At 63.5% G+C, this 15,401-nt stretch carries 18 protein-coding genes and 1 riboswitch; of the genes, 11 read left to right on the top strand and 7 right to left on the bottom strand.

Going from position 1 to position 15,401, the window contains the following annotated elements; genetic code table 11:
• Window positions 1-2: 2 nt before the first annotated feature.
• On the bottom strand, window positions 3-446 hold the full coding sequence (locus AB1286_RS17110; protein ID WP_430364376.1) for a winged helix-turn-helix transcriptional regulator: 444 nt from the start codon (window positions 444-446) through the stop codon (window positions 3-5).
• Between the two features lie 203 nt (window positions 447-649).
• Here AB1286_RS17110 and AB1286_RS17105 point away from each other — a divergent pair, with 203 nt between their 5' ends.
• The 5 genes from AB1286_RS17105 to AB1286_RS17085 all read left to right on the top strand — a co-directional run bounded on the left by AB1286_RS17105 (window position 650) and on the right by AB1286_RS17085 (window position 5,107).
• Window positions 650-1,570 carry an alpha/beta fold hydrolase gene (locus tag AB1286_RS17105; protein ID WP_430364375.1) on the top strand — a complete coding sequence of 307 codons (921 nt, stop codon included), beginning with the start codon at window positions 650-652 and terminating at the stop codon, window positions 1,568-1,570.
• Window positions 1,571-1,709: 139 nt separating this feature from the next.
• Entirely contained in the window at window positions 1,710-2,840 is a 1,131-nt protein-coding gene (gene ribBA, locus AB1286_RS17100) for a bifunctional 3,4-dihydroxy-2-butanone-4-phosphate synthase/GTP cyclohydrolase II (protein ID WP_430364374.1), read from the top strand.
• Window positions 2,841-2,892: 52 nt separating this feature from the next.
• A complete protein-coding gene (ribH, locus tag AB1286_RS17095; RefSeq protein WP_430364373.1) occupies window positions 2,893-3,405 on the top strand; it encodes a 6,7-dimethyl-8-ribityllumazine synthase in 513 nt (170 codons plus the stop codon).
• Window positions 3,402-3,839: a transcription antitermination factor NusB gene (nusB, locus tag AB1286_RS17090; protein WP_430364372.1), complete on the top strand. Its 438-nt coding sequence runs from the start codon at window positions 3,402-3,404 to the stop codon at window positions 3,837-3,839. Before ribH ends, nusB begins: the two co-directional genes overlap by 4 nt.
• 77 nt (window positions 3,840-3,916) lie before the next feature.
• On the top strand, window positions 3,917-5,107 hold the full coding sequence (locus tag AB1286_RS17085) for a pyridoxal phosphate-dependent aminotransferase (RefSeq protein ID WP_430364371.1): 1,191 nt from the start codon (window positions 3,917-3,919) through the stop codon (window positions 5,105-5,107).
• A 110-nt stretch (window positions 5,108-5,217) separates the two neighbouring features.
• Here AB1286_RS17085 and AB1286_RS17080 read toward each other — a convergent pair whose 3' ends face one another.
• Entirely contained in the window at window positions 5,218-6,351 is a 1,134-nt protein-coding gene (locus AB1286_RS17080; protein ID WP_430364370.1) for a transglycosylase SLT domain-containing protein, read from the bottom strand.
• A 606-nt stretch (window positions 6,352-6,957) separates the two neighbouring features.
• Between AB1286_RS17080 and AB1286_RS17075 the strand changes: the two genes are divergently transcribed.
• The 3 genes from AB1286_RS17075 (at window position 6,958) to AB1286_RS17065 (ending at window position 10,382) form a co-directional block, all read left to right on the top strand.
• Window positions 6,958-8,532 carry a UbiD family decarboxylase gene (locus tag AB1286_RS17075; RefSeq protein WP_430364369.1) on the top strand — a complete coding sequence of 525 codons (1,575 nt, stop codon included), beginning with the start codon at window positions 6,958-6,960 and terminating at the stop codon, window positions 8,530-8,532.
• A 47-nt stretch (window positions 8,533-8,579) separates the two neighbouring features.
• Window positions 8,580-9,653 carry an asparaginase gene (locus AB1286_RS17070; RefSeq protein WP_430364368.1) on the top strand — a complete coding sequence of 358 codons (1,074 nt, stop codon included), beginning with the start codon at window positions 8,580-8,582 and terminating at the stop codon, window positions 9,651-9,653.
• A 63-nt stretch (window positions 9,654-9,716) separates the two neighbouring features.
• Window positions 9,717-10,382: a LysE family translocator gene (locus tag AB1286_RS17065; RefSeq protein WP_430364367.1), complete on the top strand. Its 666-nt coding sequence runs from the start codon at window positions 9,717-9,719 to the stop codon at window positions 10,380-10,382.
• 131 nt (window positions 10,383-10,513) lie between these two features.
• On the opposite strand, the gene AB1286_RS17060 is transcribed toward AB1286_RS17065, so the two are convergent.
• Both AB1286_RS17060 and AB1286_RS17055 read right to left on the bottom strand, forming a co-directional pair.
• Window positions 10,514-10,801: a hypothetical protein gene (locus AB1286_RS17060; protein ID WP_430364366.1), complete on the bottom strand. Its 288-nt coding sequence runs from the start codon at window positions 10,799-10,801 to the stop codon at window positions 10,514-10,516.
• A 307-nt stretch (window positions 10,802-11,108) separates the two neighbouring features.
• A complete protein-coding gene (locus AB1286_RS17055; protein ID WP_430364365.1) occupies window positions 11,109-11,270 on the bottom strand; it encodes a hypothetical protein in 162 nt (53 codons plus the stop codon).
• 258 nt (window positions 11,271-11,528) lie between these two features.
• Here AB1286_RS17055 and AB1286_RS17050 point away from each other — a divergent pair, with 258 nt between their 5' ends.
• The 3 genes from AB1286_RS17050 to AB1286_RS17040 all read left to right on the top strand — a co-directional run bounded on the left by AB1286_RS17050 (window position 11,529) and on the right by AB1286_RS17040 (window position 13,498).
• Entirely contained in the window at window positions 11,529-12,449 is a 921-nt protein-coding gene (locus AB1286_RS17050; protein WP_430365106.1) for a Rossmann-like and DUF2520 domain-containing protein, read from the top strand.
• A 79-nt stretch (window positions 12,450-12,528) separates the two neighbouring features.
• The gene (locus tag AB1286_RS17045) at window positions 12,529-12,846 is read left to right on the top strand and encodes an EthD family reductase (protein WP_430364364.1); all 318 of its coding nucleotides are present in this window, start codon (window positions 12,529-12,531) and stop codon (window positions 12,844-12,846) included.
• A gap of 88 nt (window positions 12,847-12,934) precedes the next feature.
• A complete protein-coding gene (locus tag AB1286_RS17040; RefSeq protein ID WP_430364363.1) occupies window positions 12,935-13,498 on the top strand; it encodes a YggT family protein in 564 nt (187 codons plus the stop codon).
• A 33-nt stretch (window positions 13,499-13,531) separates the two neighbouring features.
• Here AB1286_RS17040 and AB1286_RS17035 read toward each other — a convergent pair whose 3' ends face one another.
• From AB1286_RS17035 to AB1286_RS17025, 3 genes are all read right to left on the bottom strand, one after another.
• The gene (locus tag AB1286_RS17035) at window positions 13,532-13,864 is read right to left on the bottom strand and encodes a DUF190 domain-containing protein (RefSeq protein WP_430364362.1); all 333 of its coding nucleotides are present in this window, start codon (window positions 13,862-13,864) and stop codon (window positions 13,532-13,534) included.
• Between the two features lie 102 nt (window positions 13,865-13,966).
• Entirely contained in the window at window positions 13,967-14,353 is a 387-nt protein-coding gene (crcB, locus tag AB1286_RS17030; protein WP_430364361.1) for a fluoride efflux transporter CrcB, read from the bottom strand.
• Window positions 14,354-14,437: 84 nt separating this feature from the next.
• A riboswitch (Fluoride riboswitch) is annotated at window positions 14,438-14,501 on the bottom strand.
• An 88-nt stretch (window positions 14,502-14,589) separates the two neighbouring features.
• The gene (locus AB1286_RS17025) at window positions 14,590-15,285 is read right to left on the bottom strand and encodes a phosphatase PAP2 family protein (protein WP_430365105.1); all 696 of its coding nucleotides are present in this window, start codon (window positions 15,283-15,285) and stop codon (window positions 14,590-14,592) included.
• Between the last annotated feature and the right edge of the window lie 116 nt (window positions 15,286-15,401).

Below are 15,401 nucleotides of genomic sequence, written 5' to 3'. Positions count from 1 at the left end.
CATCACGGCAACTGCACGACGGTATCTTCGGGGGCGAGCGAGCGGCCGTCTTGCGAGCGAATCTCTACCGTTTTGAGCGGTTGCCGCGTCTCCACATCGAGCAAGCGGGCCCGAGACTCGTTCGGCTCGAAACAAAACGCGTCGCCCCATTGACGTAGCGCTACGAGGACGGGAAACAAGCCTCGCCCTTTCTCCGTCAGCACGTACTCCTGATGGGCGCCGCCGTCGGACGCCGGCACGGCCTCGAGGATGCCGTGCTCGATCAGCGACCGCAAACGCGCCGCCAAAATGTTCTTGGCGAGCCCAAGCCCGGACTGAAACTCGCCGAATCGTCGCGCCCCCGCGAGCGCATCGCGCACGATCAGCAACGACCAACCATCGCCGATGACATCCAAGGGCCGCGCCACGCCGCAGGCCGTGTCTTGGTGAGACGTTCGCTTGACCATGAAAAAAGTCCTTATGCCGAAACCGGCCCTAGCCGCATCGTCGATTAACTGGTTGCAATTTAAAACCAATCCTGTTACAAAATCAATGGTTTCATCTTGAAACCATAAGCTATTTGAATGCCGTGTTGGCCGGTCGCCGTCTTTCCACCGACTCCCCGCGGCAAGGCACTCACCTCTTTCGTGGTCACTGATTGGGAGCTTCGATGATTCGAGCTGAAGAGACTTTCGACGGCACTTTCCCCTACATGCCGCACTTTTCCGACGCGCCGGGATTTCTCATGCATTACGTCGACGAAGGCCCGCGCGACGGCAAGACCGTGCTGTGTTTGCACGGCGAACCGACCTGGGGTTATCTGTTCCGTCATTCGATCGGCGCCTTGCGCGGGACGTACCGGGTCGTCGTGCCCGATCACATGGGATTCGGCAAGAGCGCGACGCCGCCCGGGCGCAGCTACTGGCTGCAAGATCACGTCGATAACCTCGAGCGTTTGGTGCTCGGTCTCGATTTGCGCGACATCACGCTCGTGATGCACGACTTCGGCGGCCCCCTCGGAATGGGGCTGGCCGCACGCCAGCCGGATCGGATTCGCGCCATCGTGTCCGTCAACGGACCGACGCCGTTCGGCCAACCGGACCTCGGCGACCGGTTAGCCGCGAACGCCCGAATGTCCCCCTGGTTCCAATGGATCGTGAAGGCGCAAGCGCAAGGCCGACTCGAAGCAGTGCTGGGCGAACTCGAGTTCAACATTCTCAGCACGCTTAAGCTGAACGGCTTCGAGGACCATCGACTGATCGACGACGTCTGGCTGCGAGCGTACGGCTCGCGCTTTTCCAACGTCGCGCAATGCCTGGGGGCGATCGGCTGGGCCAAGGGCTTCGCGATCGGCGCGCACACGTTCGAAGCGCCCGGCGACGAAGTTCGCCGCGCGATCGCCGTCAAACCGGCGCTCGCGATCTGGGGCATGCGGGACCGTACGCTGAACGCCGAGCATTTTCTCCCGCTATTTAGCGCCGCGTTCCCGCACGGCGACGTACATCGAATCGAGGGCGCGGGTCATTACAGTCTGGAAGACGCACCCGGGCAGATCGCCGCGCGCATCGCCTCGTTCCTCGAGCGCAGCTAAGCGCGATAAGGGGCCTCGCCCCGCTCGCTTCCCAAATCGCGCGCGTGCCGGCATGCTTGCGCACGCGCGCGCACGAATGCACGGACCGTGCCGCTCGCCGTGGCGTAAAATACGCGCTTTCCCGAACATTCCCAACGACATGTCTCTCGCCTCCACTCCCGAGATCATCGCCGAGCTCAAAGCCGGCCGGATGGTGATCCTCGTCGACGAAGAAGATCGCGAAAACGAAGGCGACCTGGTGCTCGCGGCCGATTTCGTCACGCCGGAAGCGATCAATTTCATGGCTCGCTACGGCCGCGGCCTGATTTGTCTGACGCTGACCCAAGAGCGCTGCAAGCAATTGAACCTGCCGCTCATGACGTACCGCAACGGCACGCAGTACGGCACGGCATTCACGGTCAGCATCGAAGCGGCCGAAGGGGTCACCACGGGCATTTCGGCGGCCGACCGCGCGCGCACGATCGCGACCGCCGTCGCGCGCGACACGCGCGCCGAGCACATCGTACAACCCGGCCACGTGTTTCCGATCATGGCGCAGCCCGGCGGCGTACTCGTGCGCGCGGGCCATACGGAAGCGGGCTGCGATTTGACGGCGCTTGCCGGCCTCACACCGGCCGCCGTGATCTGCGAAGTCATCAAGGACGACGGCACGATGGCGCGGCTGCCCGATTTGATGGAATTCGCGGCGCAACACGATCTGAAGCTCGGCACGATTGCCGATTTGATCCACTACCGCAGCCGCACGGAATGCATCGTCACGCGCGTGGCCGAACGCACGATGCAAACGGCGCATGGCGCGTTCCGCGCGATCCTGTACCAAGACCAGCCGAGCGGCTCGCCCCATCTCGCCCTCGTGCGCGGCACGCCCGCGCCCGAACTCGAGACGCCGGTGCGCGTACACGAGCCGCTATCGGTGCTCGACCTGCTCGAGGTGGGCACGTCGACGCACTCGTGGACGCTCGACGCTGCCATGAAGGAAATCGCCGAGCGCGATCTCGGCGTCGTCGTCATGCTCAATTGCAGCGACAGCAAAGATCACTTGATCGACGTCTTCAAGGCGTTCGACGAGCAAGACAAGGCCGCGGAGCTCAAGCGCCGGCCCGTCGACTTCAAAACCTACGGCGTCGGCGCGCAGATTTTGCGCGACTTGAACGTCGGCAAAATGCAGGTGTTGTCGAATCCGCGCCGCCTAGGCAGCATGTCGGGCTACGGCCTCGAAGTGACGGGTTTCGTGCCGATGCCGGGCGCGCCCGTGCGGCCTGGCGCATAATCGCCGGCAACACCTCGACGTACGCCTCTTACCCACTTTCTACGGACCTCTTATGGAAATCGGACAATACCAACCGAACCTCGACGGTGACGGCCTGCGTGTCGGCATCGTGCAATCGCGCTTCAACGAACCCGTCTGCAACGGCCTCGCCGATGCCTGTATCGAAGAGCTCGAGCGCCTCGGCGTCGCGGGCGAAGACGTACTGCTCGTCACGGTGCCCGGTGCGCTCGAAATTCCGCTCGCGCTGCAAAAGCTCGCCGAAAGCGGCCAGTTCGATGCGCTGATCGCGCTCGGCGCGGTCATCCGCGGCGAAACGTACCACTTCGAACTCGTCTCGAACGAAAGCGGCGCCGGTGTCTCGCGCATCGCGCTCGACTTCGGCATCCCTGTCGCCAATGGCGTGCTGACGACGGAAACCGACGAACAGGCCGTTGCGCGCATGACCGAAAAGGGTCGCGACGCCGCGCGCGTGGCCGTCGAAATGGCGAACCTGTCCGTCGCGCTCGAACAACTCGGCGGCGATGAAGACGAGGACGAAGACGAAGAACAAGAGGACGAGGCATGAAGAGCGCCCGCCGACGTTCCCGCGAACTAGCCACGCAGGGGCTGTATCAGTGGCTGCTGTCGGGTGCGCCCGCCGGTGAAATCGATGCCCAGCTGCGTGGGGTGCAAGGGTTCGACAAAGCCGATCAGGAGCACCTCGATGCGTTGCTGCACGGGGTGATCCGCGAAAACGCCGAACTGTCGGCCGAGCTCACGCCGTGTCTCGATCGGCCGATCGAGCAGCTTTCGCCCGTCGAACGGGCTGTGCTGCTCGTTGCCGCGTTCGAATTCAAGCATCACGTGGAAATTCCGTATCGCGTCGTCATCAACGAAGCCGTCGAACTCGCGAAGACGTTCGGCGGCTCGGACGGCTACAAGTACGTCAACGGCGTGCTCGATAAGCTCGCGTTGAAGCTGCGTGCCACGGAATCGCAGGCGGGACGTACCAACCGGTAAGTCCCCCTGCCGTTTCGCTCGCGCGCGTGCGCTACCCGCGGCCGCGCCGATCGAAGCCGGAAGAACAGGCTCTTAGAATGAACATCGCTGCACAACCGCTCACGAAGCTTGCGTCGCGCGTGGACGCAATCGCTCCGTTCTACGTGATGGAGCTGGCCAAGGAAGCACGCCAGCTCGAATTGGCCGGGCGCCACATTATCCATATGGGGATCGGCGAGCCCGATTTCACGGCACCCGAGCCCGTTGTCGAAGCCGCCGCGCAGGCGCTGCGTCGCGGCGTCACGCAGTACACGGGCGCGCTCGGCATCGCGCCGCTGCGCGAAGCGATCGCCGCGCACTACCAGCGCACGTACGGGCTCGTCGTGGATCCGGCGCGCATCGTCATCACGGCCGGCGCTTCGGCCGCGTTGCTGCTTGCCTGCGCCGCCCTCGTCGATCGTGACGACGAAGTGCTGATGCCCGACCCATCCTATCCGTGCAACCGCCACTTCGTCGCGGCGACGGAAGGCAAGCCCGTGCTCGTACCGAGTGGGCCGCAGGCGCGCTTTCAGCTCACGGCCGCCGATATCGAGCGCCTCTGGGGCGAGAAAACGCGCGGCGTGCTGCTGGCGTCACCGTCGAACCCCACCGGCACGTCGATCGAACCCGCGGAGCTCGAACGTATCGTCAAAGCGGTGCGCGCCCGTGCAGGCTTTACGATCGTCGACGAGATCTATCAAGGCCTCTCATACGACGCGCGGCCGGTATCGGCACTGTCGTTCGGCGACGACGTCGTGACCGTCAACAGCTTCTCGAAATACTTCAACATGACGGGCTGGCGGCTTGGCTGGCTAGTCGTCCCGCTGTCGATGGTCGACGCATTCGAAAAGCTCGCGCAGAACTTGTTCATTTGTGCATCGGCGCTTGCACAGCACGCCGCCCTTGCCTGCTTCGAGCCCGAGACGATTGCCATTTACGAGGGGCGGCGCCTCGAGTTCAAGCGCCGGCGCGATTTCATCGTGCCCGCGCTCGAGCGGCTCGGGTTCAAGGTGCCGGTTCATCCCGACGGCGCGTTTTACGTCTACGCCGATTGCCGTGGCGTCTCGCATCCGGCGGCCGGTGACAGCGCGGCGCTCACGAAGGCGATGCTGCACGATGCCGGCGTGGTCCTGGTTCCGGGGCTCGACTTCGGTCGGCATGCACCGCGCGATTACATTCGTCTATCGTATGCGACGGCTTACGAGTCGCTCGAAGAAGCGGTAGAACGGCTGGCGCGACTCTTCGGCTGATCGACTGATTGTCGACTGCTTCATTGCCACGCACCTCGTCCGTTCGACGGCCGAGAAAGCAACAAAAAAGGCACCCCAGGGTGCCTTTTTTTATTCAGCGCGAGATCTTGTCAGGCGCCAAGTTCCGTCGCGGCGCCGTGGTGCGCGGCGCTGGTATTGGTCGCATCATCCTCGGGCATCGTCGTCGAAGCATTCGCGGCGCCCGTCTTCGTCTGAACCGCCGCGGGATGGTTGCTCTCGAGCGCAACTTGAACGCGCTTGGCCGCCACGACCACCTGCTTTTGCGGGGACTGAGGCGCTTGCGGCGCATTGATCGGCACTTGACGGCCGCGAGCGACGTCTCGCAGGCGCCCGCGCTCGGCCATCACCTTCGCGCCATAGCCGCCGTCGTCCGGCGAGGTGGAACCCACGTACAAGCGCAGACCGTCCGGCAGCGAGCCGCCGCGCGCAATGCAATCCTTCAGAACAACCGCACCCACCGTAATGTTGGCAAGCGGCTGGAGCGCCGCGCCGGTGCCGCCGAAGTATTGGAATTTGTCCGAGTGGACCTTCGACATCACCTGCATGAGCCCTTGCGCACCTACACCGCTTTCGGCGTAGGGATTAAAGCCCGATTCGATCGCCATCACCGCGAGCAACAGCAGCGGGTCGAGCCCGACTTGGCGGCCCGTGTCGAACGCGGCTTTGACGAGTTCGCCGACGGGCTCTTGAGCCACGTGATAGCGACGCGCCAAATACGACGTGACGAGCGACTGTTCGCGCGCCGAGACAAGAATGCGATCGTCGCGCGCATCGGCCGAAACCGGCTGCGACGAGATCATTTTCGCGAGTAGGAACAGATTCGACGGCGTGATGCTCGTCGGCAAATGCAGATCGGTTCCGGGCGCCGCCGCGACCGTCAAGCCGCTGGCACCGCTGCCGTCGAACGCGCCGTCATAGCGGGCCGTGTCGAGGGTGGGCGCATCTTCGGCGCCGTCGGCGCCCACCGGCCCGAATCCGGGCAGCGGATGGCCGCTCAGGAGCCGTGCCGGGCCCGCCTGGACCGCGGCTTCGATGAACGGCATCAGGCGCGCGGCAATTGTGCCGCGTGCGGTCGGCAACAGCCACAAGACGAGCGCGCACAATACGGCGCACACGCCGACGATGCTGAACAGATGGTGACTGACACGCGTCCCACGGCGCAATGCGGCTCGCACCGCTACGCCTAAACTGCCTTCGGAACGCCACGATAACCAAGTATTCATTCAGTTCTCCCATTGAGCATGGCTCGACCTCGATGGAGACAACCGACGCACTCAAGCGCCCATCGAGCAAGCCAAGGCATCGCGGGCCTTGGTCGGACCGCGGCGACGCCGGGATACGGCACCCTACCGCGCGCGGCGGCAGTAGACCGTGTGGAGAGCCACATCGGAGCAAAAGGACCGGCGGCATGCCGTCAGACATGCGCGCGGTGGCTCTCACGCAAAACCGGCGTTTGAACGCCGGCGGCAATGACAACTAATAGAGCAATAGACCGTTGGAGCACCGTGCAGGGCGGCGAACGGTGACGCGACACTTCGCGTCGTGGGCTGGATCGAGGACAGTACACTCACTCAAAACTACTTGGCCCCGCAGCCAATGTGGGACGGATTCTAGCAGGCTTTTATAGATCGTCAATGCTACAAAAAGTCGAAATCATAACGAAATGTAATTAAGGAACCTGGGTGAACGGCCGATAACCATGCCCCGTGCGCGTTTCCACCGTTTTGCGATGTGGACCTCCGATCAACGTCCTTGCCCCGCGCAGGTAAAATCGTCGGCTGTTTGGCGCCCACGATCGTCGCGGCGCCGGTCGCTCATCTATCGAACTTATGAAATACAAGGACTTGCGGGACTTCATGAACCGCCTCGAGGCGCTGGGCGAGTTGCGGCGCGTGCCGGAAAGCGTATCGCCCGTGCTCGAGATGACCGAGCTGTGCGACCGCGTACTGCGCGCCGGCGGCCCCGCGCTGCTCTTCGATGCCCCGGCGGGTCATTCGTTTCCGGTGCTCGGCAACCTGTTCGGTACCACGCGCCGGATCGCGCTCGGCATGGGCATCGACGAAACGGCGGCCGCCGAGGAAGGTGCCGCGCTGCGCTCGCTGCGCGATGTCGGGCGTTTGCTGTCCGCACTTAAGGAGCCGGAGCCGCCGAAGGGACTCAAAGACGCCGGCAAGCTGCTCTCGCTCGCCAAAGCGGTCTGGGACATGGCGCCCAAGACGGTCAACTCGCCCCCGTGCCAGGAGATCGCTTGGGAAGGCAACGACGTCGATCTGGCCCGCCTGCCGATTCAGACCTGCTGGCCCGGCGACGCCGCCCCGCTCGTCACCTGGGGGCTGACGGTCACGCGCGGGCCGAACAAGCCGCGGCAGAATCTCGGCATCTACCGTCAACAGCTGATCGGCCGCAACAAGCTCATCATGCGCTGGCTCGCGCATCGCGGCGGCGCGCTCGATTTTCGGGAATTCGCGCTGGCCAATCCCGGCAAGCCCTACCCGGTTGCCGTCGTGCTCGGCGCCGATCCCGCGACTATGCTGGGTGCCGTCACGCCGGTGCCCGACACGTTGTCGGAATATCAGTTCGCGGGGTTGCTGCGCGGCGCACGCACGGAACTCGCGCGATGCCTGACACCGGGCCTCGAGACGTTGCAAGTGCCGGCCCGCGCGGAAATCGTGTTGGAAGGGTTCATCCATCCGCAAGAAGGCGATCCCGGTCCGCTGCCCGACGGCGCCCCGCCGCGTCCTTCGCAAAGCGCGAGCGCCCGCTACGAGCACGCCCTCGAAGGGCCCTACGGCGATCACACGGGCTATTACAACGAGCAGGAGTGGTTCCCCGTGTTCACGGTCGAGCGCATCACGATGCGCCGCGATGCCGTCTATCACTCGACCTATACGGGCAAACCGCCCGACGAACCCGCCATGCTCGGCGTGGCGCTGAACGAAGTGTTCGTGCCGCTGCTACAAAGGCAGTTCCCCGAGATCACCGATTTTTATTTGCCGCCAGAAGGCTGTAGCTATCGGATGGCGATCGTGCAGATGAAGAAGAGCTACGCCGGGCACGCGAAACGCGTGATGTTCGGCGTTTGGAGCTTCTTGCGCCAGTTCATGTATACGAAGTTCATCGTGGTCGTCGATGAAGACGTGGACGTGCGCGATTGGAAGGAAGTCATCTGGGCGATTACGACACGCGTCGATCCCGCGCGCGACACGGTCCTCGTCGACCGGACGCCGATCGACTATCTCGACTTCGCCTCCCCGGTGGCGGGTCTCGGATCGAAGATGGGGCTCGATGCCACGAACAAGTGGCCCGGCGAGACCGATCGCGAATGGGGCCGCCCCATTGCGATGGATGCCGCCGTGAAGACGCGCATCGACGCGCTGTACGAACGACTGGGGCTCGGCCGCTAAATCCATCTAGGCCCGCCCCCTATATCCCGTCGAGGAGCTTGCTCATCATGACCGCATCGCCTGCCTTCCAAGCCGCCGTCACGACGTATCGCGGTCCCGCGATCGAAAACCGGCACGTGGCGCACGTCGCCGTCGTCGATGCACGCGGCCGTCTGCTCTACGCCTACGGCGACCCGCGACGTCTCACGCTGCCGCGCTCGGCCGTCAAGCCTGCGCAAGCGCTGGCTATCTTGGAGACCGGCGCACTCGAACGTTACGGCTTCGACGAGGCCGATCTCGCCTTGATGTGCGCCTCGCATAGCAGCGAGGAGCGCCACGTGACGCGCGCCCGGGCGATGCTCGCGAAAGCGCACGTCACAGAAGCCGAGATGCGTTGCGGTGGGCACCCGCCCATCTCGGATGCGGTCCAACGCGACTGGATCAAGCGGGACTTCACACCGACACCGGTCTGTAGCAACTGCTCGGGCAAGCATGCCGGGATGCTTGCAGCCGCCCTCGCCATGGGGCAGCAAACGAAAGACTACGAACGCGCCGACCACCCGTTGCAGCAGCACGTGAAGCGCACGCTGGCGGACCTCGTCGATCTCGCCGACGGCGACATCGCGTGGGGCATCGACGGCTGCAACTTGCCCACCCCGAGCTTCGCGCTCGACCGCCTCGCCCGCCTATTCGCGAAACTGGCGGATGCCGCCGATCGGGCCGCGTCGGGTGAGCCCGCCACGCCGCGCGACGCCGCGCTCGCGCGTATTTATCGCGCGATGACGACCTACCCCGAACTCGTTGCCGGCGAGGGACGGTTTTGCACGGCGTTGATGAGTGCATTCGGGGGCGACGTCGTCGGCAAGGTGGGCGCGGAAGGCAGCTACGGGCTCGGCGTCCGAGCGGGCGCTCATACGGTCGCGGGCGTCGATGGGCCCATCGGCATTGCCGCCAAGGTCGAGGACGGCAACGGCGCGATTCTCACCGCCGTCGTCACCGAACTCGTCCACCAACTCGGCATTGGCACGCCGGCGCAACGGGCTCGGCTCGACCTATTCCGGGCGCCGGTCATCAAAAATACCGTCGGGCTCGAGGTGGGGAGAATGGAAGTCAGCATTCCGCTCACGCGCCAGGCAACCTGAACGCGATCGACTCGTCTTCGCGATTTCGTTATCTCACTTTCTTATCGACACGTTCCGCTCGACATGCAACCGGTCTCGCTTTTGTCCAACGGGTTCTTTCTTTCGCTGTCGCTCTGTCTCGACATCGGCATCGTGAACGTCGCGATTCTCTCGCGCACCCTTTCGCACGGCTTCCGGCCCGGCTTTTGGCTCGGGCTCGGCTCGTGCATCGGCGATCTCGTCTACGCGACGCTGGCCCTCGCGGGCATGGCGGCACTGCTGCGATTCGATACGGTGCGCTGGGTCGTTTGGATCGGCGGCGCGGCGATGCTGCTGTTTTTGACGTGGAAGATGGCGCGCGAAGCGCTCTCCCCCGCGCCGGCCGCGCAAAGCATGAGCGATGAACCGGAGGCGAGTGCGATGCGCGCATTCGCGCGCGGCGTGGCGTTGGCGATGTCGTCGCCCTCGGCGATCCTGTGGTTCGCGGCCGTCGGCGGCGCACTGATCGCGAAAGCCGGCGCGACGAGCACAGGCAGCGCCTCGCTGTTTCTCGGCGGCTTTTTTCTAGGCGGACTGGCGTGGACGGTATTCATCTGCACCCTCGCCAGTCAAGGCCGCAAACGCGCGGGCGCCTCGTTGCTGCGCGGATGCCACATCGTCTCGGCGCTTTTGTTCGCGTACTTGTCGTACAGCGTGATCGTGGGCGGCTATCGCGACTTGATCGTGCACACGGCTAGCGCGTCGATCTAATTCATTCTCATTCGGTCGGTTTTCGAGATACGCCTAAAACGTCGACGGCGCAACGCGGCGAGGTGCCGGCGTTACGCCGTCGAAGGTTCTGCGTCTATCCGAGTACCGGACGCTCGGCCGCTAGCTGCCGGTTACCATCCGCGATAGTACGGATGATGATGCCAATAGCGGTGCGGGTAATAGCCGCCGCCATAATATCCACCGACGACGACCGGCGGCGGAGCATAGTAGACCGGGGGCGGCGAATAGTAGACGGGCGGCGGCGGTGCGTAATAAACGGGGGGCGGCGGAGCATAAACGGGGTAAGCCGGTGCGACCGGAATGCCGATACCCACGCCGATCGATACGTGCGCCTGTGCCGTCGCGGCGAACCCCGCGCTCAATGCTGCGACGGCGATCAACGAAGCGAGCTTTTTCATACTGTTCCTCTGGCGAATGCGCAGCCTGCGCACCGAATCACAGAGTGGCACGACTGCAATCTACCCTTCGAATGTATCGAAAAAGCCGCGGCCAGGGGCCTGGCAATTGTTGCAAATTGCAATGGGGGTACGGCTGCACGGCCGTGCAGGGGCGGGCCGGCCACCGGCAGGTAGGCGGGATGGGTGAATTTTTACCGCTTGGCGAGCCGCTGTCGCAACGTCGTCGGTAATGTTTAATTACAAATTATCGCGGGGCGAGTTCGCCGTTCGGCTCCCGCCCCGGTTCGGCCAACTTGTGCGAGGACCGTCATCCCACTTTGACGTAGGTAAATTCGCGCGAGATGCTCGGAGGCACATAGGCCTCACCTATCTTGACGCGTGGCGTGAGGCGTTTTTTTTGATCCCACCAGAGCCGGCGTTGAGCACGGCTCAGAAACCGCAAATGTTTGCGGTAAGAAAAAGCGTTCATCGTGACCTCCCATGCATGGCTGCGACGCAAGAGCGAAGAACGAAGCGCGTACCTCCGGTGCCGGCGGCGACATGCCGGCCGCGCCTCTCAATACCACGCCCGAAACGCATCGGCGAGAATCGGCACGAACCCCCGTTGCGGAACGGCACGCGACAATGTACGCGCATCAAATAACGCCATAAATGCGCCGATGCGCGATACTGGCGGCTTCGTCACTACGGTCGGACGAAACGCAACCGAATCGTGTCCGCCTTGACCATGCCGCTTCCAACTACTCCTCGACTTGGATTCATCGGCGCCGGCCGCTTGGCCAGATGCCTTGCCGCGGGTTTTGCCCGCGCGGGCTACGCTGTCGAGGCGGTGACCTCGCGCTCGTCGAACGCCAGCGCGCAACTGGCCGCCGCCCTTCCCTCGTGCCGCGCCGTCGCCGACGCCCAAGCCGTCGTCGAACAATCCGACGTTATCTTTTTAGCGGTTCCGGATGACAGCATCGGTACGATCGCCAACAGTCTCGAATTCGCCACGGACCGCAAAGGCTCGGTTGCACTCGTCCATTGCAGCGGAGCGACCGGCGTCGACGTACTGGCCGGCGCGCACGCCCAAGGCGCCGCAATCGGCGGCTTCCATCCGCTATACCTATTCAGCGGCGACGAAGCGGACCTAGAACGCATCGCCGGCTGCTCCATCACCGTGGAAGCGGATCCCGAACTCGGCGCGCTTCTCGGCGCGCTCGCGCATGCGCTCGGCTGCGAGGTACTGACGCTCGCGGGGGCGCAACGCATGCTGTATCACGGCGCGGCCCACTACGCGGCTAGCTTCGCGCTGGCCGGATTGGCCGAGGCCGTCGATATTTGGCGGACGCTCGGCTTCGACGAAGCGCAATCGCTGCGTGCGTTATTGCCGATGCTGGCGGGGACCGTCCAGGCCGCGCATGCGAAAGGCTTGGTCGACGCCTTGGCCGGCCCCGTGTCGCGTGGCGATGCCGGACTGCTCGAACGGCAGCTCGGCTCGTTCGAAGCGCTCGGCGCCGACCATGCGATGCTCTACGCGCTGCTGACGCGCCGTGCGCTTTCGCTCGCGAGCCGCCGCGAGCATCCGCCTCCATCCATGGAGGTAATGAGCGAGGCGACGCGAGCGACGCTGGCACGCGCATTGGCGCGCTCTGCAAGCGCGACGTAAGCCGTGCTATGGTGACGACCGGCGCCGACAGCCGCCTGCCCGTCTTAGCGCCGCCCAACAACCTGACGAGAACGCAAAAATGATCAAGGTCAGCATCCTCTATCCGTATCGAGAAAACGTTCGTTTCGACGTCGAGTACTATTGCAACAAGCACATGACGCTGGCGGCCAAGCATTTTGAGCCGGCGCTCAAGGGATGGTCCGTCGATAAAGCGATCAGTGCCGGCGAACCGAACTCCGCACCGAGCTTCGTGGCCGCGGGGCATTTCTTGTTCGATTCGGTGGAAGCATTTCAGCAGGTGTTCGCACCGGCGGCGGCGGAGCTCGTTGCCGACATCCCGAATTACACCGACAGCACGCCGCAGATTTTGATCAGCGACGTCGTGGTGAACGTTTGACGCTCGCCGCGCTCGCTGCCGTGTAGAGACGACGGACGCGCTATATAGCGCGTCCAAGCAGGATACTCAAAGAAGGAAAGGATCGAAGATGTTCGGGGATATTGCCCGCTTTCTGCTAAATACCGTTTTCACGTTGTTCGGCGCCGCGTTGGTTTTGCGCGCATGGATGCAGGTCGTTCGCCTGCCGCCGTACAACCCCGTATCGAACGCCATTTTTCAGGCGACGAACTGGCTCGTGCTGCCGCTTCGCCGCGCGTTGCCCAGCGCGCGCCGCGTGGACGTGGCAAGCATCGTCGCGGCGCTGCTGGCCGCGATCGTCTACGTCGTCGCCATGGTGGCGATCGCGGGCGTCGACCCGCTCGCGGTCGCGCCGATCATCGCCGTCGTATCGTTGCTGACGCTCGTCAAATGGGCGCTCAATCTCGTCATCTGGCTGACGATTTTGATGGCGTTGCTCTCATGGCTGAACCCGCACTCGCCCGCGATGCCGATTCTCTATCAACTGACCGCCCCGTTCCTGAATCCGCTGCGGCGTGTGATCCCGAATCTGGGCGGCATCGACCTCTCGCCGATTCTGCTGTTCGTGATCGTGCAGGTCCTGCTCATGATCGTCACGCGGATGGCGGTATCGCTGACGCTGTTCGGCATCTAATCGCAGCCGTTTCTCCGCTTCTGCTCGCTCCGGTCACGCGTCGACGCCAATCACGCCGAACGTGGCCGGAATGACCGTATAGACGGCGCGCACCTTTTCCTGCGAGACGAGGTGGATAAGCTGACGCGCCTCCGCCTCGGTGGCGACGAACTCGACCTCTACCGTCAACGACCCTTGCAGTTCGAAAAACCGGTCTTCGTGCAAGACGCGATGCGCGCCGAAGCCGGCCATCGCTCGAAACGCCGAGCCGCCCATGACGCCGAGCTCCTTCGCACAACCGAGCAGCCACTCCCAGAGCAGCTTGCCGTGCAGCCGATGATTTTCGTGCAGATAGAACCGCAACAACACGTATTGCTCGGGTTGCATAAAGCCTCCTAGCGCTCACGTGGCATCGTTCCGATTGTGCCTCGCGTCACGCGCGGGGACAACGGCGGCGCACTTTCTCCGAGCAGCCCGCGCGCGAATGCCTCACGCGGCGATGAGCCATATGCGTGCCATCCACATGCCGAGCGCCGTCAACGTGAACGATCCGATCAGATGGACCCCGGCCTCCGCGAGCGCCCAGCCGAGCTGACCTTGTGCGAGCGAGGTGACGATTTCCGCCGAGAAGGTCGAAAACGTCGTTAGGCCGCCCATGAAACCCGTGATGACGAACAAACGCCACTCGGGAGGCAAGCCCGCTTTCACCGTGAAAAATACCACCGCGATGCCGATCAAGAATCCACCGATCAGATTCGCTGCCAACGTCCCGAGCGGAATCGCGGGAAAGACGGCATTCAGACCGAGGCTCAGCGCCCAACGCAGCAACGCGCCGCAGCCGGCACCGACAAAGATGGAGACAATCGAGTAGATCACAGCGCAGGTCCTGGTTCGAATCGTGTTTTTCAACCGAACCGGCAGACGGCGCCGTGCGAGCAAACGCCTACCGATTCCGGCTCGGGAATGGTAGGCATCATCAGCCACGAAGGGCGGTTAAAGGAGGAATGCCATCTCCCGCACGCACCGCAACGTACGGGCGGGGCCCGTTGCGCAGCGCGACAACACGCTACTTTAGGGGTTCGAGGCGTACTTCGCAACCTCGACCATCGCAGTCAAAGCGCCTTTCGAATCGCCTCCGTGGCGACGCGAAGATCGTCGAACTGCGTGATCATTTCGAAGCACAGGATGAAGGCAAACGTATAGCCCGGGGCGGGGAACCGCTCGATCAGACGCAGAATCGGCGCCGCTATCCGCTCTCGCACCGCCGCACGCGTCATGAGACAAGTCAGCGTGACACCGAGCACCAAGCCGGTGATGACATCCGTCGGGTAATGCAAACCCAGATAGACGCGCGGCAGCAGAATAAAGAGGACCGTATAAAGCAGAGCCAACACGCCAACGAAACGGTAGACGAGAAAGACGCCCGTTGCGATCGCGCCCCACATCATTGCGTGATCGCTGGGAAACGAACTCCAGAACCGCAGCGTGGATTCCGTGTAGGTAGCTTCGGGGAAATGTAAATGTACGCTCGGGTCGTCGATCGGCCTGATCCGGAAGGGTAGGTAGTGCGCCATCAATCTGCCGATCAAAAGTGCGAGCAATCCGCTCGCGATCGTCGCGATCACCATCTCGCGATTCGATTTGCCGGGCTGGCTCGGCGCAAGCCATATCCACCAGATCGCCGTGATCAGCACGAGCCCTTTGATCGTGTAGAACTCGGTCATCGCCCTGATCGCGCGGTTGATGAAGGCAGCGTGAAACGCGTGTTGCGTCAAAAAAGTCAGAATTGCATCGTCGAAGCCGTTCACTACGTCTATTTCCTCCGTGTTCACTTGCTTGCCTGCCTCCGTCGCATCCCGACGCAGGCAAGGCGCCAAACACCCTCCCACAAAAAATATTCACGAAAATTTAAAAAAACGGCCCC

It is taken from the genome of Trinickia sp. NRRL B-1857 (assembly GCF_050470685.1).
Classification (GTDB): domain Bacteria; phylum Pseudomonadota; class Gammaproteobacteria; order Burkholderiales; family Burkholderiaceae; genus Trinickia.
This window is presented reverse-complemented; position numbering and strand designations above follow the sequence as displayed.